Origin of the sequence: Pandoraea anhela (assembly GCF_902459655.1) — a bacterium.
Classification (GTDB): Bacteria; Pseudomonadota; Gammaproteobacteria; order Burkholderiales; family Burkholderiaceae; genus Pandoraea; species Pandoraea anhela.
In genome coordinates this window covers 74969-100273 of the sequence record NZ_CABPSB010000018.1, presented here as the reverse complement: position 1 = coordinate 100273, position 25305 = coordinate 74969, and the positions used below count along the sequence as shown (strand labels likewise).

Annotated in this window: 20 protein-coding genes and 1 pseudogene; 15 read left to right on the top strand and 6 right to left on the bottom strand. The window is 65.0% G+C overall.

The genetic code is table 11. The annotated features are described in order from the left end of the window. Positions 1-60: 60 nt before the first annotated feature. Complete coding sequence (locus PAN31108_RS20960) at positions 61-411, top strand: cupin domain-containing protein (protein ID WP_150670697.1); 351 nt, start codon at positions 61-63, stop codon at positions 409-411. Positions 412-587: 176 nt separating this feature from the next. Beyond that, complete coding sequence (locus tag PAN31108_RS20955; RefSeq protein ID WP_039409540.1) at positions 588-935, top strand: hypothetical protein; 348 nt, start codon at positions 588-590, stop codon at positions 933-935. 126 nt (positions 936-1061) lie between these two features. On the opposite strand, the gene PAN31108_RS20950 is transcribed toward PAN31108_RS20955, so the two are convergent. Beyond that, positions 1062-1817 (bottom strand): SDR family oxidoreductase, encoded by a 756-nt coding sequence (locus PAN31108_RS20950; RefSeq protein WP_150670696.1) that lies wholly within the window; start codon positions 1815-1817, stop codon positions 1062-1064. Positions 1818-2218: 401 nt separating this feature from the next. Between PAN31108_RS20950 and PAN31108_RS26860 the strand changes: the two are divergent. The 8 genes and pseudogenes from PAN31108_RS26860 to dxs all read left to right on the top strand — a co-directional run. Next, positions 2219-2923, top strand: a pseudogene (locus PAN31108_RS26860) (CDP-alcohol phosphatidyltransferase family protein); the annotation flags it as partial. Further along, positions 2900-3727, top strand: coding sequence for a HalD/BesD family halogenase (locus tag PAN31108_RS20945; RefSeq protein ID WP_150670718.1), 828 nt, complete (start codon positions 2900-2902; stop codon positions 3725-3727). The pseudogene PAN31108_RS26860 and the gene PAN31108_RS20945, both read left to right, overlap by 24 nt. Beyond that, complete coding sequence (locus PAN31108_RS20940) at positions 3728-4750, top strand: flippase-like domain-containing protein (RefSeq protein ID WP_150670695.1); 1023 nt, start codon at positions 3728-3730, stop codon at positions 4748-4750. A 15-nt stretch (positions 4751-4765) separates the two neighbouring features. Then, a complete protein-coding gene (locus PAN31108_RS20935; RefSeq protein WP_150670694.1) occupies positions 4766-5530 on the top strand; it encodes a phosphocholine cytidylyltransferase family protein in 765 nt (254 codons plus the stop codon). After that, complete coding sequence (gene aepX / locus PAN31108_RS20930; protein ID WP_150670693.1) at positions 5527-7236, top strand: phosphoenolpyruvate mutase; 1710 nt, start codon at positions 5527-5529, stop codon at positions 7234-7236. The genes PAN31108_RS20935 and aepX overlap by 4 nt, the downstream gene beginning before the upstream one ends. Then, positions 7229-8410: a phosphonopyruvate decarboxylase gene (gene aepY, locus PAN31108_RS20925; RefSeq protein ID WP_150670692.1), complete on the top strand. Its 1182-nt coding sequence runs from the start codon at positions 7229-7231 to the stop codon at positions 8408-8410. The genes aepX and aepY overlap by 8 nt, the downstream gene beginning before the upstream one ends. A 55-nt stretch (positions 8411-8465) precedes the next feature. Continuing rightward, positions 8466-9539 carry a 2-aminoethylphosphonate aminotransferase gene (locus tag PAN31108_RS20920; protein ID WP_150670691.1) on the top strand — a complete coding sequence of 358 codons (1074 nt, stop codon included), beginning with the start codon at positions 8466-8468 and terminating at the stop codon, positions 9537-9539. A gap of 31 nt (positions 9540-9570) precedes the next feature. After that, positions 9571-11475: a 1-deoxy-D-xylulose-5-phosphate synthase gene (dxs, locus tag PAN31108_RS20915; protein ID WP_150670690.1), complete on the top strand. Its 1905-nt coding sequence runs from the start codon at positions 9571-9573 to the stop codon at positions 11473-11475. Between the two features lie 216 nt (positions 11476-11691). On the opposite strand, the gene hpnN is transcribed toward dxs, so the two are convergent. Then, positions 11692-14337 carry a hopanoid transporter HpnN gene (gene hpnN / locus PAN31108_RS20910; protein WP_150670689.1) on the bottom strand — a complete coding sequence of 882 codons (2646 nt, stop codon included), beginning with the start codon at positions 14335-14337 and terminating at the stop codon, positions 11692-11694. Positions 14338-14590: 253 nt separating this feature from the next. On the opposite strand from hpnN, the gene PAN31108_RS20905 reads away from it, so the two are divergent. The 5 genes from PAN31108_RS20905 (at position 14591) to PAN31108_RS20885 (ending at position 19890) form a co-directional block, all read left to right on the top strand. Next, positions 14591-15232, top strand: coding sequence for an MlaC/ttg2D family ABC transporter substrate-binding protein (locus PAN31108_RS20905; RefSeq protein ID WP_150670688.1), 642 nt, complete (start codon positions 14591-14593; stop codon positions 15230-15232). Between the two features lie 358 nt (positions 15233-15590). Continuing rightward, positions 15591-16550, top strand: coding sequence for a 4-hydroxy-3-methylbut-2-enyl diphosphate reductase (ispH, locus tag PAN31108_RS20900; RefSeq protein ID WP_150670687.1), 960 nt, complete (start codon positions 15591-15593; stop codon positions 16548-16550). A gap of 23 nt (positions 16551-16573) precedes the next feature. Further along, positions 16574-17695: an adenosyl-hopene transferase HpnH gene (gene hpnH / locus PAN31108_RS20895; RefSeq protein ID WP_150670686.1), complete on the top strand. Its 1122-nt coding sequence runs from the start codon at positions 16574-16576 to the stop codon at positions 17693-17695. Then, positions 17696-18691, top strand: coding sequence for a hopanoid-associated sugar epimerase (hpnA, locus tag PAN31108_RS20890; protein ID WP_150670685.1), 996 nt, complete (start codon positions 17696-17698; stop codon positions 18689-18691). Beyond that, positions 18688-19890 (top strand): glycosyltransferase, encoded by a 1203-nt coding sequence (locus PAN31108_RS20885; protein WP_150670684.1) that lies wholly within the window; start codon positions 18688-18690, stop codon positions 19888-19890. The genes hpnA and PAN31108_RS20885 overlap by 4 nt, the downstream gene beginning before the upstream one ends. Before the next feature lie 17 nt (positions 19891-19907). Here PAN31108_RS20885 and PAN31108_RS20880 read toward each other — a convergent pair whose 3' ends face one another. The 4 genes from PAN31108_RS20880 to hpnD all read right to left on the bottom strand — a co-directional run bounded on the left by PAN31108_RS20880 (position 19908) and on the right by hpnD (position 25097). Then, positions 19908-20603, bottom strand: a complete 696-nt coding sequence (locus PAN31108_RS20880) for a phosphorylase (RefSeq protein WP_150670683.1) — start codon at positions 20601-20603, stop codon at positions 19908-19910. Positions 20604-20799: 196 nt separating this feature from the next. Then, positions 20800-22764 (bottom strand): squalene--hopene cyclase, encoded by a 1965-nt coding sequence (gene shc, locus PAN31108_RS20875; RefSeq protein ID WP_150670717.1) that lies wholly within the window; start codon positions 22762-22764, stop codon positions 20800-20802. A gap of 231 nt (positions 22765-22995) precedes the next feature. Continuing rightward, positions 22996-24249 carry a hydroxysqualene dehydroxylase HpnE gene (gene hpnE / locus PAN31108_RS20870; protein ID WP_150670682.1) on the bottom strand — a complete coding sequence of 418 codons (1254 nt, stop codon included), beginning with the start codon at positions 24247-24249 and terminating at the stop codon, positions 22996-22998. Then, positions 24249-25097, bottom strand: coding sequence for a presqualene diphosphate synthase HpnD (gene hpnD, locus PAN31108_RS20865; protein WP_150670681.1), 849 nt, complete (start codon positions 25095-25097; stop codon positions 24249-24251). Before hpnD ends, hpnE begins: the two co-directional genes overlap by 1 nt. Between the last annotated feature and the right edge of the window lie 208 nt (positions 25098-25305).

Genomic DNA, 25305 nt, shown 5'->3' with positions numbered 1-25305 from the left:
GCCCGGGGGCAGCGCGTGTATGCTTTCTATCCCCCGCTGACGAAAAAGCGCTTGCTACGCATGAATAAGCCATTGCTGCCCGAACATAACCTGTTCGCCGGCCTGCCCTCGCGGGCCGACCCGGCCGCGGCCGAACAGTTCGACACGCTGATTGCCCGCCCGGGCATGCGTGTCGAGCGCATCGTCTCGACCGGACAGGCATCGCCCGCAGGCTTCTGGTACGACCAGCCCCAGCACGAGTGGGTCGTATTGCTGACGGGCAGCGCAGGGCTGGCATTCGACGACGCGCCCGGACAGACACTCGTGCTGCGCCCCGGCGATGCCATCACGATCGACGCGGGTCGCCGTCACCGGGTCGAATGGACCGCACAAGGCGAGACCACGGTCTGGCTGGCGATTCATTACGACTGAGCGGCACCGGCCGTCCCGCTTTTCGCGCCATCCGTTGTCCCTTTGGAGAAATTCCCTGACGTCTTTCGGAATTGCCTGATAGAAATGCCGGGAACAAATTCCGACTATGAAAACGCGCCCGGGGATGTCGAATTTCGGCACCCGGAGGGCGGTTCACCCATAGGGGGTACGACGACATGGAGCAACGCAAACGACACGACGGCTTCGAACGTTGGGCAGCGGGCGCGACGGCACGTCAGGCCGGGCGGGACGACGCCCGCTGGCGTGTCTTTCGCGCGCCGGAGCAAGCGGACTTTCACGGGTTCGTCGTCTGGTGCTACACACAAGGCGTGTTTCTCGGCCAGGAGTTCGACCGGCGCACCGACACCATCACGCATTGCTACGTGCGCAACGGTGCCTGGGCCGTGCAGTTCGATTCCTTCGCTGAAGCGTGCGAGCGCGCCTTCGACATTCACGCGCCCACGCTGATCCTTTACGCACCGGAGCGCAACGGCAGCGTCTTCATCACGAGTACGGAGCAATAGGCGCGCCCCGGCTGCGTCGATCTCGGCGACACGCGCGGGCCCGCCAGACGTAGGGAAGCGAGGAAGCCGGATTTGCGCCGTCAGGAAAAAAGCCCCGGCCAGCCGCAACGCTGGCCGGGGCTTTTTTCAGGCGTAATTGCGGATGTCGTCGATCTCGGTCTGACCGAAATCGTCACGCTCGATGAATGCCAGAATGCGGCGGGCGACGTCTTCGGGCGACGACAGCTTGCCGCTCGCCTTCATTTCCTGAAAGCGCGCCAGCGCCGGGAAGCTCTCCACGCTGCTGCTGCGAATCGTCTCCTGCATACCGGTGTCCACAACGCCCGGCGCAAGCGAGACGGCTTGCACACCGTGCTCGCGATGCTCTGCGTTCACCACGCGCGTATACATATCCAGCGCCGCCTTGGTCGAGCAGTAGACCGCCCAGCCGGCGTTCGGATTGCGGCCGGCGCCCGACGAGATGTTCACGATCCGGCGCTGGGCGGCAAGGCCTTGCGTCGCGGCGAGAAAGCGCGCTGTGAGCAGCATGACGGACGTGACGTTCAGGGCGAAAGCGGCATTGATCCCTGCGGGATCGTCGAGTGCCGCGGCATTCGCGACAGGATTGACGGTGCCCGCGTTATTGATGAGCAGATAGCGGCCGGCATCGCGCGGCAACGCGGCAAAGATGCGCTCGGCCGTCCGCGCGGCAGCATCGCTGTCGGCAAGATCGACGGCGATCTGCTCGAGCGCGACGCCCTTCGCGCCGGCGAGCGCGGCGAGCTCGTCGTCCGTGCGACGCGCCAGCGTCACGAGCCGGGTGCCGGGGGTGAGCAAACCACGCGCGAGCGCCGCGCCGAGGCCGCGCGAAGCGCCGGTAAGAATCGCAATCGTTTGGGACATGAGGAGAAGTGCGGTCGGACAACGCCGCAAAATAGGCAGACAGGAACGCCATTATCCGCGTATCGCCCCAACCTAGCTATATCGACTCATGTTCGTTTTTTCGCACGAACGGCCCGAAATCCGCGAAAACACGGCGATGAGGCGCTCGGCAGTGCGTCGAAACGACGCCGGGCGGTTCCGAAGCGAAATGGACTATTGCGGAATATAATCGCGAACTCGGAACGCTTATCACCTAGCCTGTTATCAAGGCATCCGGCGAAGACCTCCAGAACGGTCGGCTCGCCGTGCAGCGCAGAGATTTCTCGCGCGTCAATGCCCTGAATCACCAAGGTTGTCGCGGTAAAGACAGGGGTTTTAAGTGCACTGCACATTACCGCCTTATGGGTATATATTCCCCCCTCATGGAAACGATACCGAAAATTATTTCGGCGCCATCTGCTGCGTCGGCCACAAGCAAAACCGCACGTCCCGTGCCTGCACGCCCGCGTCAATACGACGCGCGCCTGGCACGCTGGCTGGTCACGCCGCTCGTGAATACGCGGGTCACGCCGAATCACCTCACGACCGTCCGTCTGATCGTCGGGCTGGCGTGCACGTGGGCGTTCGCGCAAGGCAGCTACGCGATGGCCAATCTCGGTGCCATACTGCTCGTGCTGTCGAATTTCATCGATCATACGGACGGCGAGCTTGCCCGCATCAGCGGTAAGACCAGCCGTATCGGGCATTTTTACGATCTCGCGTCCGACGCCTTCGTGACCGTGCTGCTGTTCGGCGGCATCGGCATGGGGGTGGCGGCGGCCGCGCCCGGCAAATTTCCGCTGCCCGTGCCGTTGTCGGCCTCGGCGCTCGGCTGGATCGCCGGGGTGGCGGTGGCGCTGATCTTTTTCCTGCGTATGCGCATCGAAGAGCGGGTGGGCAAATCGGGCACGAAGCAGGCGTCGGTGGGTGGGTTCGAGACGGAAGACGTGCTGTATTTGATGCCGCTCGTCACGCTGTTCGACGGCACGCGCGGTTTTCTGATCGCGGCGGCCATCGGCGCGCCGCTTTTCGCTTTGCTGGTGATCGCGGATTACGTGCGCGTGATGCGCCGCCCCCTTCCGGTGAAGGCCGGCGACGGCGCGTCGGCGGAGCCGGTCGCACCCACGGCACCCATGGCCCCCATGGCGCCGGCAGCCTTCGCCGCGGACGCCGAAATCGAACGCGCGCTGGACACCGTCGACTTCGACAGCGTGACACGCGAGTTCAAGTCGCAGGACGCCTTCCTCTATATGGAGAAGTTCCTGCCGCCGTCGGTCACGGAGCAACTGATCGCGGCGGCGCGCGCGGTCACGCCGAACGTCAACCGCAATTACCTCCCCGGTCACAAGCAGGGCGGCAGCGTGAGCCGCCATACGCTCGACGAGCGGGCGCCGTTCGTGGCCGAGTTGTACCGCTCCCCCGCCCTGATGCGCTTTCTGGAGCGTCTGGCCGGCGAGAAACTGCTGCCATCGCCGCAGGACGACCCGCATGCTTACGCGCTGTATTACTACACGCGTCCGGGCGATCACATCGGCTGGCATTACGACACGTCGTACTACAAGGGCCGCCGCTACACGCTGCTGCTCGGTGTAGTCGATCAGTCGAGCTGCAAGCTCGAATACCGGCTGCACACGCGTAATCCGGGCGTGCCGCAAGTCGATGGCGCCGTGGCGTATCCGCCTGGCGCGCTGGTGTTCTTCGACGGGGACAAACTGCATCACCGGATCACGCCGCTCGGCGATAACGAAGAGCGAATCTCGCTCACGTTCGAGTACGTGACCGACCCGCGCATGGGCGCCTGGCAGCGTTTCATCTCGAACATGAAGGACGCGATTGCCTATTTCGGTTTCCGGCAAGTGTTTCGTCAGATTTTTGGACGGACGAAACGCTAAATGAACCGGACCGCCATCGTCTCACTCACCCTCGGTTTCGCCCTTTTCGTCGCCCTGCTGATCTGGCAGGGCACGGGATCGGTGATGTCCACGCTCGCTGTCGCCGGCTGGGGTCTGCTGCCCATCGCTGCCTTCCACCTCGTGCCGCTGGTGCTCGACGCTGCTGCCATCCAGGTGCTGGTCTCGAAGTCGTGCACGCTCGGGCGCGCCACGCTCACCCGCTGGGTCGGCGAGTCGGTCAACAGCCTGCTGCCCGCCGGCCAGATCGGCGGCCCGATCGCGATGGTGCGCCAGATGAAACAGCGCGGCATGGCCGGTCGGGAGGCTGCGGCCGCCATCACCGTGAGCACCACGCTGCAAGCCGTCGCTCAGATCGTTTTCGCTTTGCTGGGGCTCGCCGTATTCGGTATCGGTGCTACGCACAGCGCAGGTGAGAGCCTGTGGCTGCCGATGCTGCTGGCGACGGCGCTCGTCTCGGCATTGCTCTACGCGTTTTATGTCGCACAACGTCGCGGCATTTTCGGCTGGGCATTCCGCATGCTCTCGAAAATGTCGTCCAAGCGCGACTGGTCGTCGTTGCTCGACCGCGCAGACGCCGTCGACGAAATCGTGCAGCGCATGTACGGCCACCGCCGTCAGGTACTCGCGAGTTTCCTGCTCAGCCTCGTAGGCTGGATCGTCGGCACGGCGGAGGTCTGGCTGATTCTGCAATTCATGGGGCACCCCGTGAGTTGGGTCGACGCCCTGCTGCTCGAAAGTCTCGGGCAGGCGATTCGCGGCGCCGCGTTCTTCGTGCCGGGCTCGCTCGGCGTGCAGGAAGGCGGCTACCTGCTGCTCGCCCCCCTCGTGGGGTTGCCGGCCGATACCGCGCTGGCCCTGTCGCTCGCCAAGCGCACGCGCGAGCTGCTGCTCGGCGTGCCGGGCCTCGTCTATCTGCATTTCTCCGAACGTGGCTGGCGCCGCCAACGCGCCGCGCAACAAAGCGTGTCGATGCCGACCGCCACGGATACTGCACCGCTCTAAAGAAGGATATCGACCATGCGGGCCATCATTCTCGCAGCAGGCATGGGCCTGCGTTTGCTCCAGCCCGAAAACCAGCAGTCGCCCAAGTGCCTGCTGAAGTTCGACGGCATGTCGCTGCTGGAGCGCCACCTTCGTATGCTGGCGGCTGCCGGCATCACGGACGTCGTGCTCGCGCTCGGTTTCCATCACGAACAAGTGAGCGAGGAACTCGACCGTCTGAACTGGACGCCGCGCCCCAAGATTTACCTGAACCCGGAATTCAATCTGGGCAGCGTGCTCACGCTGCATGTCACGGCCGAGGCGATGACCGCCGGTGGCGACGTGCTCGTGATGGACGCCGACGTGCTCTACGACCAGCGCATTTTCAATGCGCTCGTGGCGGGCGAGACGGCCAACCGCCTGCTGATCGACCGCGATTTCGAAGTGGGCGACGAGCCGGTCAAGCTGTGCCTGCGAGACGGCGTGCCCGTGGAGTTGCGCAAGCAGGTCATGGTCGGTCTGGAATACGACACCGTCGGCGAATCGGTCGGTTTCTTCCGTTTCAACGAAGCGACCGCCGCACGTCTGGCCGAGATCACGCGCGATTACGTCGCGTCCGGCCGCGCCAAGATGCCGCACGAAGAAGCCGTGCGAGACCTGCTGCTCGAGCGCGGCGCACAGTTTGAGACCGCCGACGTCACGGGCTTCCCGTGGATCGAAATCGACTACCCTGAAGATGTGAAGCGCGCCGCACAGGAAGTGCTGCCGCAACTCGAACCGCTCACGATGGTGTCAGAATGAACGCTCCCGACGCACTCCCCCTCTCGCCGACCGCGACACGCGCGGCGCAACTGCGCGCCATGCTGCGCAGCGATCAGCTCGAATTCCTGATGGAAGCCCATAACGGCATCTCGGCACGTATCGTGCGTGAAGCCGGTTTCAAGGGCATCTGGGGGTCCGGCCTGACCATTTCGGCGCAGTTCGGCGTTCGCGACAACAACGAAGCGAGCTGGACGCAAGTCGTCGACAACCTCGAGTTCATGGCCGACGCCAGCGATCTGCCGATTCTGCTCGACGGCGACACCGGCTACGGCAACTTCAACAACATGCGACGTCTCGTGCGCAAGCTCGAGCAACGCGGCATCGCCGGCGTGTGTATCGAAGACAAGGTCTTCCCGAAGACCAACAGCTTTATCGGCGGCGAACGTCAACCGCTTGCCGACATCGACGAGTTCTGCGGCAAGATCAAGGCCGGCAAGGATTCGCAGGCCGACGACGATTTCTCCATCGTCGCCCGCGTCGAGGCGCTGATCGCCGGCTGGGGCATGGAAGAAGCGCTGCGTCGTGCGGAGGCCTATCACCAGGCCGGCGCCGACGCCATCCTGATCCACAGCAAGCTCAAACGTGCTGACGAAATCGTGCAATTCGCGCGCGAGTGGGGCAACCGCTGCCCGCTGGTGATCGTGCCGACGAAGTACTACAGCACGCCGACCGACGTGTTCCGCGAGGCGGGCATCAGCCTCGTGATCTGGGCGAACCATCTGATGCGCGCAGCCACCTCGGCCATGCAGTCGGTCGCAGCCGATATCTACCGGAACCAAACGCTCATCAACGTTGAAGATCGCGTCGCGACCGTCGATGAAATCTTCCGTCTGCAAGACGCCGACGAGTACACCCAGGCCGAAGACCGCTACCTGTCCGCCGCGAACGCACCGCGCTCGGCCATCGTGCTGGCGGCGAGTCGCGGCAAGAATCTGGAAAGCGTGACGACCGACCGTCCGAAGGTCATGCTGCCGGTCGCCGGCAAGCCGCTGCTGCGCTGGCTGGTCGACGGCTTCAAGAAGCAGAACATGAACGACATTACCGTCGTAGGCGGCTATCGCGCCGACGCCATCGACACCGCCGGCATCACGCTCGCGATCAACGAACGTCACGCCGAAACCGGCGAATTGGCGTCGCTCGCCCGCGTGGCCAACGCCTTCACGCAGGACACCGTCATCTCGTACGGCGACCTGCTGTTCCGCAGCTACATCGTGCGCGATCTGGTCGAGAGCGACGCGGGCTTCACCGTCGTGGTCGACTCCACTGCCGCCGCCACGGCCCATGCCGCGAACGCCAGCGTGCGCGACTTCGCGTACTGCTCGTCCGGCGACGACCGCGGCCTGTTCGGTCAGCAAGTGCTGCTCGAGAAGATCAGCGGCGACGTCGCGGACGCCGGACGCACGCCGAACGGGCGCTGGATCGGCCTGCTGGGTGTGCGTGGCGAGCAAGGCCGCGCCCAACTGCAACGCGTATTCGCCGCCTTGCAGACACGCGCCGACTTCGACCAGCTCGGCATGCCGGACCTGATCAACGCCCTGAGCGCCGATGGCGCCAGGATCGAAGTGCAATACGTGCATGGCCACTGGCGCGGCGTGAACGACATGGAAGAATTCCGCCGTGCGGCCGACTTCGCCCATGGCCAGACACCGTTCAACGGCAGCGCCCCGGAGACGCAAGGTGATTGAGGCAGGACAGTTCGTCGAAGCCGCGCGCAAGCATGGCTTCACGTGGTACACCGGCGTGCCGTGTTCGTTCCTCACGCCGTTCATCAACTACGTGCTGCAAGACCCGACGCTGCATTACCTGTCGGCTGCCAACGAGGGCGACGCCGTCGCCATCGCGGCAGGGGCGACGCTCGGCGAGGGCCGTGGCGCGCGCGCCGTCACCATGATGCAGAACTCGGGCCTCGGCAACGCCGTGAGTCCGCTCACGTCGCTCACGTGGACTTTCCGTCTGCCGCAGTTGCTGATCGTGACGTGGCGCGGCCAGCCCGGCATCACCGATGAGCCGCAACACGCGCTCATGGGGCCGATCACGCCGGCCATGCTCGACCTGATGGAAGTGCCGTGGGAGTTGTTCCCGACCGAGCCGGAAGCGATCGGCCCGGCGCTCGAGCGCGCGGTGCGCCATATGGACGAGACCGGCCGCCCCTACGCGCTCGTGATGCAAAAGGGCAGCGTAGCGTCGTTCCCGTTGCAACCGTCCGAGCGTCCGGCGCGTCCGGCACAGCCCGCGCCGGTGTCCGTCATGCGTGGCGTAGCGCCGTCCGACCTGCCGACGCGTCGCGACGCCCTCGCCCGCGTCATTGCCCACACGCCCCTCGAAGGCACCGTGGTGCTTGCGTCGACCGGCTTCTGCGGACGCGAACTGTATGCGCTCGACGATCGCGCCAACCAGTTGTATATGGTCGGTTCGATGGGTTGCGTCACGACGCTGGCGCTCGGTCTGGCGCTGGCGCGTCCCGACCTGCGCGTGGTCGCGCTCGATGGCGACGGCGCGGCGCTAATGCGCATGGGCGCTTTTGCCACGCTGGGCGCTTACGGTCCCTCGAACCTCGTGCATCTGCTGCTCGACAATGCGTCGCACGACTCGACCGGCGCGCAAGCTACGGTATCGCCTACGGTATCGTTCGCCGGCGTAGCGGCTGCCAGCGGCTACGCGCTCGCGCTCGAAGGCGATACGCTCGACGTCATTGAGCAACTGTTCGACGGCCGCACTGCCAGCCTGAACGACGGTCCGCGCTTCGCTTGCCTGACGACACGGCCGGGCACACCGGACGGTCTGCCGCGCCCGAAAGTCACGCCGGAAGCCGTCAAGTCGCGTCTGATGGACCACATTGCACAACGCGCCCAGGCGTGACCTGAGCGTCCCCTTTGACTGCTGAACCGCTAAAATCCGCCGAGGAAGCTTCACCATGCTGTTACTGAATCCGGGCCCCGTGACGTTGACCGAACGTGTTCGCAAGAGCCTGCTGCAACCCGATCTGTGCCACCGCGAGCCCGAATTCTTCGACCTGCAAGACGAAGCCCGAGCACGCCTGACCGCTGTCTACGGTCTCGATCCGGCCGTGTGGACGCCGGTCCTGATGACGGGTTCGGGCACGGCCGCCGTCGAGAGCATGACGGCTGGCCTCGTGCCGGAAAACGGCCGCCTGCTGATCGTCGAGAACGGCGTGTACGGCGAGCGCATCTCGCAAATCGCGAAGCAATACCGCATCGATCACGACGTCATCCATTTCGAGTGGATGCAGGCGCCGGATCTGGCGCAAATCGTCGCCAGACTCGACGCCGCCGGCGATCGCCCTTACACCCATGTGGCGATCATCCACCACGAAACGACGACCGGCCGTCTGAACGATCTGACGGGTATCGCGCGCGTTTGCCGTGAGCGCGGCATCGATCTGCTCGTCGACGGTGTGAGCAGCTTTGCCGCCGAAGCCATCGATTTCAACGACTCGGGCATCGTGGCGGTCGCCGCGACCGCCAACAAGTGCGTGCATGGCGTGCCGGGCGTATCGTTCGTGCTCGTGCGTAAAGACGCCCTCGCGAAGGCCTTCAGCCGCACCTATTACCTCGACATTGCGCGTCTGGCCAAGCTGCAAGCCGAGCGCAACACGCCGTTCACGCCGTCCGTGCAGGCCTACTACGCGCTGGTCGAAGCCCTGCGCGAACTGGCGGACGCCGGCGGTTGGCAAAAGCGTCACGCGCACTACGCGGCGCTTGCCGAGCAGGTGCGCGCCGGTCTGGCCGCATTGGGCATCGACAGCGTGCTGCCGCCGAACGAATCGTCGGTCGTGCTGCGCGCGTACCAGTTGCCCGCCGGTGTGGACTACCCGCGTTTGCACGACTGGCTGAAAGCCGACGGTTTTGTGATCTACGCAGGTCAAGGCGGCCTGTCGAAATCCTTATTCCGCATCTCGACGATGGGCAACCTCACGACGACCGACATCGACCGCCTGCTGGCTTCCTTTACCCGGCTGGTGAAGTAAGCGCACAGACGGGCGTTCAGGACGTTCAGCCATGACCGATTTGCTAGCCAGCATCCACTCCCCGACTGAATTGCGCGCCCTCTCGCGCGCCGAATTGCGACGCGTGGCCGACGAACTGCGCGCCTGCGTGCTCGAGAATGTGTCGCGCACCGGCGGGCATCTGTCGTCGAATCTGGGCACGGTCGAACTGACGATCGCCCTGCACTACGTCTTCGATACGCCGAACGACCGGATCGTATGGGACGTGGGTCATCAGACGTACCCGCACAAGATCCTGACGGGCCGACGTGAGGCCTTGCCGACGCTGCGCCAGTGGCAGGGCCTGTCGGGGTTTCCCAAGCGCGACGAATCGCCTTACGACACGTTCGGCACGGCACATTCGAGCACGTCGATCTCGGCGGCGCTGGGAATGGCGCTGGCGAGCAAGGTCAAGGGCGAGAAACGTCACGCCATCGCCGTGATCGGCGACGGTGCGATGACGGCCGGCGAAGCATTCGAAGCGCTCAACAACGCGGGCGTGTACGACGATCTGCCGTTCCTCGTCGTGCTCAACGACAACGACATGTCGATCTCACCGCCGGTCGGTGCGCTCAATCAGTACCTCACGCGCCTGATGTCGGGTCAGTTTTACTCGGCAGGCAAGGAAAGCGTACGCAATCTTCTGCGTAACGCCCCGGCGCCGATGCGCGAACTCGCGCACAAGCTCGAAGAACACGCCAAGGCCATCGTGTCCCCGACGGGCACGATGTTCGAGGAATTCGGCTTCAACTATCTCGGCCCCATCGACGGCCACGACCTGGACGCCCTGATTCCCGCGCTCGAGAACATCAAGGCGCTCAGGGGGCCGCAATTTCTGCATGTCGTCACGCGCAAAGGGCGTGGCTACAAGCTGGCCGAGGCCGACCCGGTGCTGTACCACGGCCCGGGCAAGTTCAATCCGAGCGAAGGCATTCGTCCGGCAGCGCCCGGTGCCGTTTCGGCCAAGACCTACACGCAAGTGTTCGGCGAATGGCTGTGCGATGCGGCGGCCGCCGATCCGCGTGTCGTCGGCATCACGCCGGCCATGCGCGAGGGCTCCGGCCTCGTGGCGTTCGAGAAGCGTTTTCCCGAACGGTATTACGACGTGGGCATCGCCGAGCAGCATGCCGTCACGTTTGCGGGCGGTCTGGCAACGGAAGGCCTCAGGCCGGTCGTCGCGATTTACTCGACGTTCCTGCAACGTGGCTACGACCAACTGATTCACGATGTGGCATTGCAGAACCTGCCGGTCGTGTTTGCCATCGATCGTGGCGGTCTGGTCGGTGCAGACGGTGCGACGCACGCCGGCGCCTACGACATGGCGTATCTGCGCTGCATCCCGAACATGGTGGTGATGGCCCCGGCCGACGAAAACGAATGCCGCCAGTTGTTGCAGACGGCACTCGGCATCGATGGCCCGAGCGCCGTGCGATACCCGCGCGGTACGGGGCCGGGCGTGAAGATCGAAGCCGGTCTGTCCACGTTGCCGGTCGGACGCGCACAAACGCGTCGTCAAAGCGCCGCCCCGGCAGGTCGTCGCGTCGCCATGCTGGCGTTCGGTTCGATGGTCGCGCTGGCCGAACAGGTCGCGCAGGAGTTCGACGCCAGCGTCGTCAACATGCGTTTCGTGAAGCCGTTGGACGAAGCGACCTTGCTCGACGTGGCCCGCACACACGACCTCGTCGTCACGCTGGAAGAAGGCGCGGTGATGGGCGGTGCGGGCACGGCTTGCATCGAAGCGCTGAATGCGCATGGCGTACTCGTCCCGGTGCTGCAATTGGGTCTGCCCGATACGTACATCGATCAGGGCACGCCCGCGCAACAACTTGCGTCCGTCGGTCTCGATGCTCAGGGAATCGCCGCGTCGATCCGACGTGGGCTGGCCGAACGCCTCGGCGGCAAGGTCGAAGCGGTGTAATCGGTCGACGAGATCGAACAGGCCGAATCGGTCGAACAGATCGAACAGATCGAACAGGTCCAATTGGTCGAATTGGCCGAATCTGGCAAGCGTCGCGTCGCCCGTTTGCCGATACTTGGCGACGGAGCGAAAACGGCACCTCACGGTGCCGTTTTGCATTGGAAAGTGCTGCGTGCGCGTTGCAACCTGCGCACGGGCAAGGTCGTCACGCCGTCCTCAGGACTTGGGCGGCGGCGTCGCACCGTCGCGCGGCTTGCCCATGAGCACCGGCTGGAAGAACACCGCACCGATGAGCGTGCAGACCAGCGACAGCGCCAGCAGCTTGCCCATGCTCGACGTGCCCGGATGGTGCGACAGCCACAAGCTGCCGAACGCAATGCCGGTCGTCGCCGCAGAGAGCACGATCGCCTGCGTCAATCCGGAGGCCAGCAATCGGTACTGCCCGTGTCGCCACGCAATCACGTAATAGATCTTGAAGGCGACGCCCACGCCCAGCAGCAGCGGCAAGGCAATGATGTTGGCGAAGTTCAGCGGCAGGCCGATCAGGACCGTGACTTCGAGGGTGACGGCAGCCGAGACCAGCAACGGCACCAGCGTACGCAACACGTCGCCGAAACTGCGCAACGCCAGCCACAGCAGCAGGGTAATCGACAGCAGCGCCCACACACCCGCCTGGATGAACGCGCGAATGATCGTATTGGCCGAACGAAGAATCGAGATCGGGCCACCCACGGCGTCCGGGGTGGTGCGCAACACGGCTTCGGTGAATTTGCGCAGCATCGCGTCGTCGCTCGGATCCGCGCCTGGCGCCACGCGCGGCGAAATGTTCACGAGCGCGCGTCCATCGGCCGCCACCCACTGCGACGCAATGTCCTGCGGCAAGGTTTCACGCGTGACGCGATGCGGTTGCAGCGCGTCGCGTAATTGGCCGAGCGCGAGTTTCAGCGGATCGGCAATCGCGTGATCGGCACGGTCTCGGGTCGCCGGGTCGGCTGCCGCCAGCTTGCGCAACGCCGTCGCCAGGCGTTGGGCTGACTTCGCCCCCTCACCGGGGTAGTCGAGCGCAGCGTCTTCCAGTTGGCCCGCCGCAGTCTTGAGCGCCGACACGCGCGTCGCGTCCGGCACGCCAGGCAGCGGCGTTTGCGTGAGCACCGGCAGCAGCGACTGCGCAGCGGTGGCGATCAGCGCGAGCTTGGCCGGTTGGTCCGACGGCAGGAACGTCGTGAGCGTGACCACGCGCCCCACTTCCGGGACTGCCCGCAGTTTCGCGGCTTGCGCGTCGGCGGCGGCGAGGTCGGGCGCGAGCAACTGCACGTCGTTGACACCGGCCTGCGGCGAGTTCGACAGGTCGATGAGCGTCGCCATCGACTCCGTGTGCGGATCCTTCAGATGCAGCGGATTGAAGTCGAAATGCAGGTGGGCAAGCAGCGGCAGCCCCGCGATCACGAGCGCGAGCGTGCCGTACAGCAACGGTTTGCGGTGCTTTTCGGTGAAGTCGTCGACCGGCCCGAGGCTGCGGAATCCCGGCGGGCTCGCCTCGCCCTTGGGTTTGAACACGCTGATGAGCGCCGGCAGCAACGTGATTGCCGACGGGAACGCCACGCACAGAATGCCCACGCCGGCGATCAGGCCGAGTTCGGACACGCCCCGATAGGCCGTCGGCAGGAACGAGAAGAAGCTTGCCGCCGTCGCCGCGGCAGCCAGCGAGAGCGGCATGGCGATCGCCTTGCCGGCATGCGTGAGCGCACCGCGCAGCAGTGCGTCGCCCGACGCGCCGTCTTCATGCTCCAGACGATGCCGTTCTTCGCGATAGCGCACGCCGAACTGAATCCCGAAATCCACGCCGATACCGACGAACAACACGGCAAACGCCACGGAAATCATGTTGAGCGCGCCGACCATCATCAAGCCCAGCGCGAAGGTGACGGCCAACCCCGCGAGCAAGGTAATGAACACCGCGAGAATCATCTTGCCGGAGCGCACCGCCAGCCAGAGCACCACGAGCACCGCCAGCAACGTAATCACGGCGTTCGGCCCGGCGTCCTGACGCACGGACGCGAACTCCTCGTCCGACAACGGGCGCGGCCCCGTGAGACGCACCGTCGCGCCGTAGCGCTCGGCCAGTTTCAGCTCGGCGACAGCGTCGCGAATGCGCGTTGCGGCGTTCGCGCCGGCTTCGAGCGCAGCGTAATCCAGCACAGGCTGCACCTGTACGTAGCTGCGCGCCACGGTGTCGGGCGCGACCAGCGCGCGCCACGACATCCCTGCCGGTCTCGCGGGATCGTTGGCCAGCACCGCTTCGGAGGCGTCGGCCGCACTGTCGAGCAAATGCGTCATGTCCGCGAGCTTCACCTGGCCGGTGAGCAGCGGTGTCTGCAACGTCACCGACAGCAGGTTCGACAGCCCGGCCAGACTCGGATCCTGCGCCAGGCGGTTGAGCAACGGCTTGGCGTCTTCGAGCTTGCCCGTGAGCGACTTCACATCGTCGGTCGACGCGAAGAGCAGCGCGTTGTGCGCGAAGAAATCGCCCGCCCCGGGACGGCTCACCGAACGGAATACGTCGGTCTCCGTCTCCAGCTTCTTCGCCAGCTCGGCCGCAGCCTTGTCGGCGAACTCGGCCGCCGGCGCCTGCACCACGGCGAGCGTGAGATCGGTCTTCTGCGGAAAGGCACGATCGATTTCACGGCCGCGTTCGGCAGCCGGCGTGTTCAGATCGATCAGGCTGGAGACGTCGGTGTTGATCGCGAAGTGCTTCGCGACATACACGCAACTCGCCACCACGAGCAGCAGCGAAGCGAAGATGACCGGGTACGCGTGCTTCGCCGAAAAACGGACGATGCGCACGACGAGCGAAGTCAGCATGTAGCGGTTCCGGAAGAATGTGGAAGTCTCACCGTCGATCCCGGCGCGGGTCCTGTGAACCGGGCAATGCGTAACGAAAGGTTAAACATTGGCGGAAACAAGGAACCAATCGGGGTCGAGGCCCGTCGATCAGCCCATGGAATGCGACGAAACGGTGAATTTACAAAATCGCAGCAGTATACAGGGGCCGCATGCGCACCACGTGCACTACACTACGGCCTACTCCGAATTGAACCTACTCAGACACGCTGGCATGAACAAATTTCTGGTGACGGTTGCCGCCGTCGCATTGAGCGGCATCGGTGGCGCATCGAGCGCCTGGGCACAGGCAAGCGCCAATCCGAACGACATGGTGAAGACGGCCGTCGAGACCGTCGTCAAGGGTGTGAAAGCCGACACGGCCGCCAAAACCGGCGACGTGAACGCCACGGCGAAGGTCGTCGCCCGCGACTTCCTGCCGTACGCCGACTTCCTGCGCACGACCCGCTACGCCGTCGGCACCAAAGTGTTCGACGCCGCCACGCCCGATCAGCAGAAGAAGGTCTTCGAGGAATTCCAGCAGTTGCTCGTGAACACGTTCGCGCTGCAACTCTCACAGGTGCGCGGCAACGACATCACGTTCAAGTTCGATCCGGCCAAACTCACGGCGAGCAGCAGCGACGTGGTGGTCGGCGCGACCGTCAGCGGCCCCGGCGACAACCTGTCGATTGCCTACCGTCTGGCCAAGACCGATAAGGGCTGGAAGATTTACGACATCAACATGATGGGCGAGAACGTGGCCAACGCGTGGCTCATTCAGTTGTACCAGCCGCAGTTCAAGGCGCGCATCGCTCAGGGCGGCATTGACAGCCTGATTGCGTACCTCCACGAAAAGAACGAGCGTTTCGGCAAATAAAATCAAAGACTTAGCGATCCCAACCGCCCCCCGCCGGGGCAGTGGGGCCCGCATTCAGCGACATTCGACGGGAATCGCCTCCGAAACGGCGCAGATCCTCACCAGATAAGCGCCGTTTCGTCAACATTTACGCAACACTCGCCGACGGCTTTCTACAGGGGGTCGTCAGCAATATTTGGCCGTGGCGGTTACAATCGCTGCTTGTCAAACGACCGGACGGCGGTCCCCCCACGGGTGCACGTGATTTGCCATCGAAACTGGCCTTGCGTGCTCCATGACGCCACATGTATCGAGACGTGGCGCACCATGGGCTCCCGATAGAAACCGCCATCCCGGCCGACCTGAGCCGGAGAGCTGAATGCAAGTCCTACTTGCCCAACCCCGCGGGTTTTGTGCGGGTGTCATACGTGCCATCGAGATCGTAGAACGTGCGCTGGAAAAATACGGCGCCCCCGTCTACGTTCGCCATGAGATCGTCCATAACAAGCATGTGGTCGATTCGCTCAAGGCGAAGGGCGCACGCTTTATTGCCGAGTTATCCGAAGCCCCTGCGGGCGCTGTGACCATTTTCAGCGCACACGGCGTCGCACGCGTCGTCGAACAGGAGGCCGAGATTCGCGGCCTGAAGGTGCTCAACGCCACATGCCCGCTCGTCACCAAGGTGCACATTCAGGGCAAGAACTACGTGTCCGCCGGGCGCGAAGTGATCCTGATCGGCCACGCGGGGCACCCGGAAGTCGAGGGGACGATGGGGCAGATCGACGGTCCCGTGCATCTCGTGCAGACCGAAGCCGATGTCGACGCGTTGCCGCTCGCCATCGACACGCCGGTCTCCTACGTAACGCAGACCACCCTGTCGGTCGACGAGACTCGCGGTATCATTGCTGCGCTGCAACGTCGCTTTACCAACATCGTCGGCCCGAATACCAAAGACATCTGCTACGCCACGCAGAATCGCCAGACCGCCGTGCGCGAGCTGTGCGAGCGTGTGGACGTACTGCTCGTGGTCGGGGCGACGAACAGCTCGAACTCGAACCGCCTGCGCGAAATCGGCTCCGAGATGGGGCTGCCGAGCTATCTCGTAGCCGATGGCTCCGAGGTAAATCCGGAATGGGTGCACGGTAAGGCCCGCATCGGCATCACCGCAGGGGCGTCCGCGCCCGAGCGCATGGTCGAAGACGTGATCGACGCACTGCGTCGCATCGACACGGTCGAAGTGACTCTCATGGACGGCATCGAGGAAACCATCCAGTTCCGCTTGCCGTCGGAATTGACCAAAGACGAGCCGGCCGCCGCAACCCAAGCGGTCGCTGGCTAACGCTATACGAACAGGAGCCGAACTTGGCCATCCCCTTCCTGCAACAGGCGTATGTTGGCGCCTATCTGATGAAGCAACGCTTCAAGGGCAACAAGCGTTACCCGCTGGTGCTGATGCTCGAACCGCTGTTCCGCTGCAACCTCGCCTGCTCTGGCTGCGGCAAGATCGACTATCCGGATCCCATCCTGAACCAGCGCGTCTCGCTCAAGGACTCGCTCGACGCCGTGGACGAATGCGGCGCACCGGTGGTCTCGATTGCCGGCGGCGAGCCGCTGCTGCACAAGGAAATGCCGCAGATCGTCAAGGGCATCATCGCGCGCAAGAAGTTCGTGTATCTGTGCACCAACGCGCTGCTGCTCGAAAAGAAGATCGACGACTACGAGCCGAGCCCGTTCTTCGTCTGGTCGATTCACCTCGACGGCGACCGTGAAATGCACGACGCCGCCGTGTCGCAGGAAGGTGTGTACGACCGCGCCGTGGCCGCCATCAAGCTGGCGAAGTCGCGCGGCTTCCGTGTGAACATCAATTGCACGCTGTTCAACAACGCCGATCCGGAGAAGGTCGCCAAGTTCTTCGATTCGACGAAGGAACTCGGCCTCGACGGCATCACCGTCTCGCCGGGTTACGCCTACGAGCGCGCCCCGGACCAGCAGCACTTCCTGAACCGTTCGAAGACCAAGCAACTGTTTCGCGACATTCTCAAGCGCGGCAACGGCGGCAAGAACTGGACGTTCAGCCAATCGAGCCTGTTCCTGGACTTCCTCGCCGGCAACCGTTCGTATCACTGCACGCCGTGGGGCAACCCGACGCGTACGGTGTTCGGCTGGCAGCGTCCGTGCTACCTGCTCGGCGAAGGCTATGCCAAGACGTACACGGAACTGATGAACACCACCGACTGGGACAAGTACGGTGTGGGCAATTACGAGAAGTGCGCCGACTGCATGGTGCACAGCGGCTTCGAAGCCACGGCGGTGAACGAAACGATTTCGCACCCGCTGCGTGCCCTGGGCGTGGCGCTCAAGGGCGTGCGCACCGAAGGCGCGATGGCCGAAGACATTTCGTTCGCCAAGCAGCGTCCGGCAGAGTTCGTGTTCTCCAAGCACGTCGAGATCAAGCTCGACGAATTGCGCCGGGCCAAGGCGTAAATGCCGTCGCGAGTGCTGGTCACCGGCGCCTCCGGGTTCGTCGGTTCTGCGGTAGCACGTGCGGCGCTCGCGCGCGGTCATGAGGTTCGCCTGCTGGTGCGTGGCACCAGCCCCCGCGCGAACCTCGCCGACCTGCCCGTCGAAGTCGTGGAAGGCGACATGCGCGACGCGCAATCCATGCAGCGTGCGCTCACCGGCGTGGACGCCCTGCTCCACGTCGCCGCCGACTACCGTCTGTGGGCGAAAGACCCCAACGACATCATGCGGGCCAATATCGACGGCACGCGCACCGTGATGGAAGCGGCGCTGCGCGCCGGCGTCGAACGCGTGGTGTACACCAGCAGCGTTGCCACGCTCCGTGTGCATGACGCCGTCGGTCCCGTCGACGAGACCGCCCCCAACGATGAAGCCACGACCATCGGCGTGTACAAGCGCAGCAAGGTCGCGGCCGAACGTCTGGTCGAGCGGATGATCGCCAACGACGGCCTGCCTGCTGTGATCGTCAACCCGTCCACGCCCATCGGGCCGCGCGACATCAAGCCCACACCGACCGGGCGCATCATCGTCGAGGCCGCGCAAGGCAAGATCCCCGCGTTCGTCGATACGGGCCTGAATCTCGTGCACGTCGACGACTGTGCGCAAGGGCATTTGCTGGCGCTCGAACGCGGGCGCATCGGCGAGCGCTACATCCTCGGCGGCGACGACGTGTTGCTGCGCGACATGCTCGCGAGCATCGCCGGCATGGTCGGGCGCAAAGCCCCGAAAGTCGCGCTGCCGCGCTGGCCGCTTTATCCGCTGGCGATGGCCGCGCAGGGCGTGGCGCGCTTCACCGGGAAAGAGCCTTTCGTGACGGTCGACGGCCTCAAGATGTCGCGTTACCACATGTTCTTCTCCTCCGAGAAGGCCAGGCGCGAGTTGGGCTACACCGCCCGCGCCTATCCCGAAGGCCTGCGCGACGCGCTCGCCTGGTTTGGTTCTGCCGGATACCTCTCATGACTGTTTTGGCCTGGATCGCCGCCCTGTCGCTCGCTATCTGGATTTATCTGCTGAGCTCGCAAGGCGGCTTCTGGCGGGCGCGTGAGCGCGACGATCTGGACGAGGACCGTTTGCCCGCACCGGCGGTATGGCCCGCCGTGGCCGTCGTCATTCCGGCACGCAACGAAGCCGAGTCGATCGGTCAGGTCGTCGAGTCGCTGTGCCGTCAGGACTATGCAGGACGCCTGCGTATCGTCGTCGTCGACGATCAGAGCAGCGACGGCACGGCCGATCTCGCCCGCGAGGCCGCCGCCCGTGCGGCCGCAGACGGCCTGACGCGACGCGTGGACGTGCTCAGCGGTCAGCCGCTGCCCGGCGGCTGGACCGGCAAGATGTGGGCCGTGCGTCAGGGCGTGGCCTTCGCCAGCGATCCCGCGACGAACGACGACGGCATCGCGCCGACGTACCTGCTTCACACCGACGCAGACATCGCGCATTCGCCCGACAACGTACGCCGTCTGGTCACGCGCGCCACCGGCGACAATCGGGTACTCGTCTCGCTCATGGCGAAACTGCGTTGCACGGCGTGGTTCGAACGCACGCTGATTCCGGCCTTCGTGCTGTTCTTCCAGATGCTCTACCCCTTCTCGTGGGTCAACGATCCGAAGAAGACGATGGCGGCCGCCGCCGGCGGATGCATGCTGATTCACCGCGCGTCGCTCGAAGCGGGCGGTGGCATCGAAGCGATTCGCGACGAAATCATCGACGACTGCGCGATGGGACGCCTGCTCAAAAAGCAGGGGTCGATCTGGCTGGGGCTGACGGAGCGTGCGGTGAGCGTGCGTCCGTACGACAACCTTGGCGAGATTCGCAAGATGGTCTCGCGCACGGCGTACGCGCAGTTGCAGTATTCGCCGGTGCTGCTGGCGGGCACGATCGTGTCGTTGTTGCTGACATTCATCGTGCCGCCGGTCATGACGATCTTCGGCTCGGGCATCGGCCAGTGGCTGGGCCTGTTCGCGTGGATCGCCATGACGATCTCGTATCTGCCGATGCTGCGCTTCTATCGTCAGCCGTCGAGCTTCGGACCGATGCTGCCGCTCGTTGCCGCGCTCTACACCGTCTTCACGTTCGACTCGGCGCTGCAACACTGGCGTGGCCGTGGCGGCATGTGGAAAGGTCGGGCTCAGGCGCGTGGTCAGCAATCGGCGTCAGAGTAAGTCGATAGACCGATAGATCAAATCCCCGCCGCCGCCGCACCGAACCCGTCGCCGAGTCGCAGGGCGACGATCTGACGTCCCTGCGTCATCGCTTTTTTGGCGCGCGCGGCGTCCTGCCCCACCCGCAGTAGCGCGGGCAACTGAAACGGATTGCCCGCCAGCGAACGCAGCACACCCGGCATGTCGGTGGAGCCGTCGCTGCGCATGCCCGCGAGCGCCGCCGGAGGCAGCGACCGCTCTGCGGGATCGATCACGACACGTGCGACGACGAACGGCAGGCCGTGCGCCTGCGCCACGCGCGCCACGATGTGCGACTCCATGTCGGCCGCCGCCGCCCCGCTCTCGCGGAACAACGCGGCTTTGTCCTGCGCGCTCACCACGGGCGCCGTCACACCCGCCATATCGGCGCGAAGCGCGCGAGGCATCGCACGATGCAAGGCATCGGCCCACGCAATGGAGGCGACGTACTCCCGCCCCCGCGCCGGCATATCGAGCACCTTGTGCGCAATGACCCACTGCCCCGCCTTGACGCCGGGAATGAGCCCGCCCGCCGTACCGAAGCTGACAAGACCGCGCGCCCCTTGGCGCGCTATCGCCGCCTCGAGTTCCTCGGCCAGCGTGCGGTTCTGCGCACAGACGACATGCACCCCGTCGCCCCGGGCGATGCGAGCTTCGAACGGCATACCGGTCACGACGACAATGGGCTGGCTCATACGGTTCCTTCAACGATGACGACGATCGGGGCTGGATGCGATTGGTGCGATTGGTGAGATTGGTGCGATCGATACGACCAACGATGGCGGCGATCACCGGATTTGGCGCGACAACAACGCCATCGCCCCGGCGAGCGACACGAAAATCGGTCGATGCCGGGGCGATGGGGACTGACTCGGGCGACGTGCGTCGATCTTACATGCCGCACGGCACCGGGCAATCGTTGCGTACCGTCAGATTACGGTAACGCGCGAGCGCCCACAGCGGGAAGAACTTGCGATAGCCGTGGTAACGCAGATAGAACACGCGCGGAAAACCCGTCGCCGTGTAGAGCGCTTCGTCCCAGAGGCCTTCGTCGTTCTGCGTGCGCAGCAAATAGTCGATGCCGCGCTTGACTGCCGGATGCTCCGCCTTGCCCGCCGCCATCAGGCCGAGCAGCGCCCATGCCGTCTGCGACGAGGTGCTCGGCGCCGATTCGTAGCCCTTGTATTCGAGTTTGTAGCTGTCGCCGTCCTCGCCCCAGCCGCCGTCCGCGTTCTGAATCGAGATGAGCCACTGCGCGGCCTTCGCCATCGCCGGGTGCTCCGGCAGAATCCCCGCCCCCGCCAGACCGCACATGGCGGACCAGGTGCCGTACACGAAATTCATGCCCCAGCGGCCGTACCAGCTACCGTCCGCTTCCTGATCGTCGAGAATGTACTTCAGCGCCAGCGCGGCCGATGCGCGGCGCTCGGGCGACTGCGGCAGTTGCCCGAGCATCGACAGGCAGCGTGCCGAGACGTCGACCGTCGGCGGGTCGAGCAACGCGCCGTGATCCGAGAACGGGATGTTGTTCAGGTAAAGATGCGTGTTTTCCGGCTCGAACGCCCCCCAGCCGCCGTTACTGCTCTGCATGCCGATGACCCACTCGGTGCCGCGATCGATCGCATAGCGCATCGGGCGCGTGCTGGCGTCGATCTTGTCGTTCTCGAACTTGCCGGCGAGCTTCTCGTAGCGGTCCATCGCCATGGCGACCACGGCCGTGTCGTCCACGTCCGGATAGTGCGGGTTGGCGAACTGGAACGCCCAGCCGCCCGGACGCACGTTCGGGCGACGCGAAATCCAGTCGCCACGCACATCGAGAATCTGCAACGGGACGAGCCACTCCAGCCCCTTGCCGGCCAGTTCGATGGCGCGCTTGTCACCCGTTTCGAGCAGCGCATGCGCGCAAAGCGCGGTGTCCCACACCGGCGACAGGCATGGCTGCACGTACGTCTCGTGATCGGCCGGCGTCACCAGCTTCTCGACCGACTGGCGGGCGATCGCGCGACTCGGATGATCTTCGGGATAACCGAGCACGTCGTACATCATGACCGCGTTGGCCATCGCCGGATAAATTGCGCCGAGGCCGTCTTCCCCGTTCAGGCGCTCCTCCACGAACTCGACGGCGCGCTTGACCGACTTCTCGCGCAGTTGCTTCGGGAAGAACGGATCGAGCACACGCAGCACGTGATCGACGCCGGAGAAGAACGTGAACCAGAAGCGGCTCTGATGCGGCGCACGCTTCGGAGGCCCGACATCCTTCGGGCTGCCAATGAACAACTCGTCGATCTGCACGCCCTTCGGATTGCGCGCGAGCGGACGCTTCGCCTGCAACACGAGCAACGGCACGATCACCGTACGCGCCCAGTACGACACCTTCGAGAGATGGAACGGGAACCACTGCGGCAGCAGCATGATCTCGACGGGCATCATCGGCACGGCCTTCCATTCGAGCACGCCGTACAACGCCAGCAAAATGCGCGTGAAGACGTTCGAATTCTGCGCACCGCCACGCGACAGAATGGCGTCGCGGGCGCGCACCATGTGCGGCGCATCGACCGGATCGCCGATCATCTTGAGCGCGAAATACGCTTTCACGCTCGCGCTCATGTCGAACTTGCCGTTGTAGAACAACGGCCAGCCGCCATGCTCGCCCTGAATGCGACGCAGATACGCGGCGATCTTCGCCTCGAGCCCGGCATCGACTGTCTCGCCAAGATGGTGACGAAGCAGCACGTACTCCGCCGGAATCGTCGCGTCGGCTTCCAGTTCGAAGAGCCAGTGACCGTCTTCCTGTTGCAGATCGAGCAGCGCCTTGATCGAACGGTCGATACCGGTTTCAAGCGTCTGCGTCGCCATCGCCGTACTCACCTTTTGCGCGAGTTCGGTATGCAGTTTGAGGTCCACGGCCGTGGCAGTGGCCGTGCGTCGCGCTTCCTTGTCGGAAGCATCGCGTATCGTATCCATGGCGTTCTTGCCTACTGAAAGGCGTAAAGACGATAAAGCGGCGCGCGGTACGCGCCGGTTGAACATTCCCACTTGCGGCGGCCCCGGGACGATGCCCGGCGTGCACGGCGCAAGTCGTGCGGGTCAGCCCCGGTGCAACAGGTCGGCGGCACGGTTGCCGCTGCGCAACGCGCCTTCGATGGTCGCCGGCAGCCCCGTGGCCGTCCAGTCGCCGGCGAGCACGAGGTTTTGCCAGCGCGTCTTCGCGGCGGGGCGACGCTTGTCCTGCGCCGGCGTCGCCGCGAACGTGGCCCGCTTCTCTCGCACCAGTTGCCACACCGGCACCGGCGTGGACGCAATCTTGCAGGCCTTCGCGACCTCTTCCCAGATACGCAGCGCGAGCGATTCCCGCGACTCGTCGAGCAGATGGTCCGCACCGCTGATCGTGACCGACAAACGGCCATCGAACGCGAAGATCCAGTCGCTCACACCGTTGACCACCCCGATCATCGGCGGGCAGCCCGGCGGGGGCGGCACCTGATAATGCGCGTTGACGATGGCACGGTATTCATCCGGCGTCGTCAGATCCGGCACCAGCGACGCCGCCACGTTCGGCGGCACCGCGAGCACGACCGCATCGTCGGCCGCCAGCGATTGCGGACCGTCGCCGAAGTCGATCGCGTCGACGCGGCTGCCGTCGGCGGCGTAGTGCAACGCCCGCACGCGGTGCTGCATCATCACGCGCGCGCCCTTCGCTTCCAGATAAGCCAGCGCGGGCGTCACGAACGTCACATCCAGTCCGTCGCTCGCGATCAGCGGATGACAGGCCTTACCGCCCGGCACCAGCGTCTCGCGAATGACCGCACCGGCCATCTGCGCCGAGCCTTCCGCCGGGTCGGCGTTGAGCACCGCGAGAAACAGCGGGTGAATCAACCGCTTGTACAGCGCGGGCGGGCAATTCATCGCGTCGGTCATGGTGGCGTCGGGCCCCGCGCGCAGCAACGGCGCGAGCGACAGATAGTCCGACCACTTCGTGCCCGGCACGCGGGCGTGCTTGTCGAAAATCCACCACGGCAAACGCCCCTCCGACAGCCGCACCGTCCAGCGCTCGTCGCTGTCGAGATCGACGAAGGCGAACTCGGCGCGACCGGGACCGGTGAGCGTGTGTTCGGAGCCGATGGTGCGCGTGAATTCGCGCATCGTCGCATTGCCCGAGAGCACCAGATGGTTGCCGTTGTCGATCACGGCGTTCAACTGACGGTCGAAATACGAGCGGCAGCGCCCGCCGGCCTGCGGTGCGGCCTCGTGCAGCACCACGGGCACACCACGCGTGGCGAGCCTTACCGCGGCGGCCAGTCCTGCCAGACCGGCGCCGATGACGTGAACCGTGCCCGCCATCAGAAGACCATCTGCCGCAGCAGCATGAGCATCAGACGCCAGCGCGGCACACGCACGCGCTCACGGGGCACGGCGAAACCGCGCGCAATGAGCTTCTCGAGAATCGCGCCATACGCCTTGGCCATGACCGCCGGGGCGATCACCACACGGCGCGGATGCCGCGCCATGATGGCGCGCGCCCGTGCGTAATGCTCGCGCGCCTGCGCCACGAGCGGCGCACAGGCGCGGTCGAGCGTCGCGGCCACCACCCCCTCGGGCGTGGCGCCCACGATGCCGGCGTCGGCCAGCGTCTCGCGCGGCAGGTAGACGCGCCCGATACCGGCGTCTTCGTCGATATCGCGCAGAATGTTCGTCAACTGGAGCGCCCGGCCGAGATGGTGCGACAGGTCGATACCGTCCTGCTCCGGCATGCCGAACACCTTGACCGACAGGCGGCCGACGGCGCTCGCGACACGGTCGCAATACAGATCGAGCGTGGCGAGGTCGGGGGCGACGATGGGGCCGCACGCGTCCATTTCCATGCCGTCGATGACGGCGAGAAAGTCCTCGTGCTTCAGGCCGAATTGCTTGACGACGCGCGCCAGATTCGCGAGCGAGGCCGCCGGGCGACCGTCGTACAGATCGGCCAGATCACGCCGCCACACGGCCAGACGCGCCATGCGGTTCGCCGACGTGTCGTCGCCGTCGTCGGCAATATCGTCCACGGCACGGCAAAACGCGTAGATCTCGAACATGCCTTCGCGCTGCGCGGGCGGCAGAATGCGCATGGCAGCGTAAAAACTGCTGCCCGACGCCACACGTGCGCTGCTTTGCTCAGGCGAAATTTCGATCGGTTCGGCGACGCTCACGAGGCTCCTCGTCGTACAGGGGAACAGGGTGACACTGCAAAACGCCGGAAAATTCCGGCAAAGGGTGAAGTATACCGGGGATTGGCACGACTTTCCCGACAGGATGCAGGGCGATGACATAGAATCTCGGGGCATTGCGCGCCGCCCCCGATCCGGGCCGGCCGGTCCTCGCCGGTTTCGGGCGGAGCCGGTGTCGGGCACCATGAAT

Coding starts and splice junctions, on each gene's coding strand:
- PAN31108_RS20945 (WP_150670718.1), top strand. CDS start 2,900: ATGCGCCGCCCCCTTCCGGTGAAGGCCGGCGACGGCGCGTCGGCGGAG.
- dxs (WP_150670690.1), top strand. CDS start 9,571: ATGACCGATTTGCTAGCCAGCATCCACTCCCCGACTGAATTGCGCGCC.
- PAN31108_RS20935 (WP_150670694.1), top strand. CDS start 4,766: ATGCGGGCCATCATTCTCGCAGCAGGCATGGGCCTGCGTTTGCTCCAG.
- hpnN (WP_150670689.1), bottom strand. CDS start 14,337: ATGCTGACTTCGCTCGTCGTGCGCATCGTCCGTTTTTCGGCGAAGCAC.
- PAN31108_RS20905 (WP_150670688.1), top strand. CDS start 14,591: ATGAACAAATTTCTGGTGACGGTTGCCGCCGTCGCATTGAGCGGCATC.
- ispH (WP_150670687.1), top strand. CDS start 15,591: ATGCAAGTCCTACTTGCCCAACCCCGCGGGTTTTGTGCGGGTGTCATA.
- PAN31108_RS20950 (WP_150670696.1), bottom strand. CDS start 1,817: ATGTCCCAAACGATTGCGATTCTTACCGGCGCTTCGCGCGGCCTCGGC.
- shc (WP_150670717.1), bottom strand. CDS start 22,764: ATGGCGACGCAGACGCTTGAAACCGGTATCGACCGTTCGATCAAGGCG.
- PAN31108_RS20955 (WP_039409540.1), top strand. CDS start 588: ATGGAGCAACGCAAACGACACGACGGCTTCGAACGTTGGGCAGCGGGC.
- hpnE (WP_150670682.1), bottom strand. CDS start 24,249: ATGGCGGGCACGGTTCACGTCATCGGCGCCGGTCTGGCAGGACTGGCC.
- PAN31108_RS20940 (WP_150670695.1), top strand. CDS start 3,728: ATGAACCGGACCGCCATCGTCTCACTCACCCTCGGTTTCGCCCTTTTC.
- PAN31108_RS20960 (WP_150670697.1), top strand. CDS start 61: ATGAATAAGCCATTGCTGCCCGAACATAACCTGTTCGCCGGCCTGCCC.
- aepX (WP_150670693.1), top strand. CDS start 5,527: ATGAACGCTCCCGACGCACTCCCCCTCTCGCCGACCGCGACACGCGCG.
- PAN31108_RS20880 (WP_150670683.1), bottom strand. CDS start 20,603: ATGAGCCAGCCCATTGTCGTCGTGACCGGTATGCCGTTCGAAGCTCGC.
- PAN31108_RS20885 (WP_150670684.1), top strand. CDS start 18,688: ATGACTGTTTTGGCCTGGATCGCCGCCCTGTCGCTCGCTATCTGGATT.
- PAN31108_RS20920 (WP_150670691.1), top strand. CDS start 8,466: ATGCTGTTACTGAATCCGGGCCCCGTGACGTTGACCGAACGTGTTCGC.
- hpnA (WP_150670685.1), top strand. CDS start 17,696: ATGCCGTCGCGAGTGCTGGTCACCGGCGCCTCCGGGTTCGTCGGTTCT.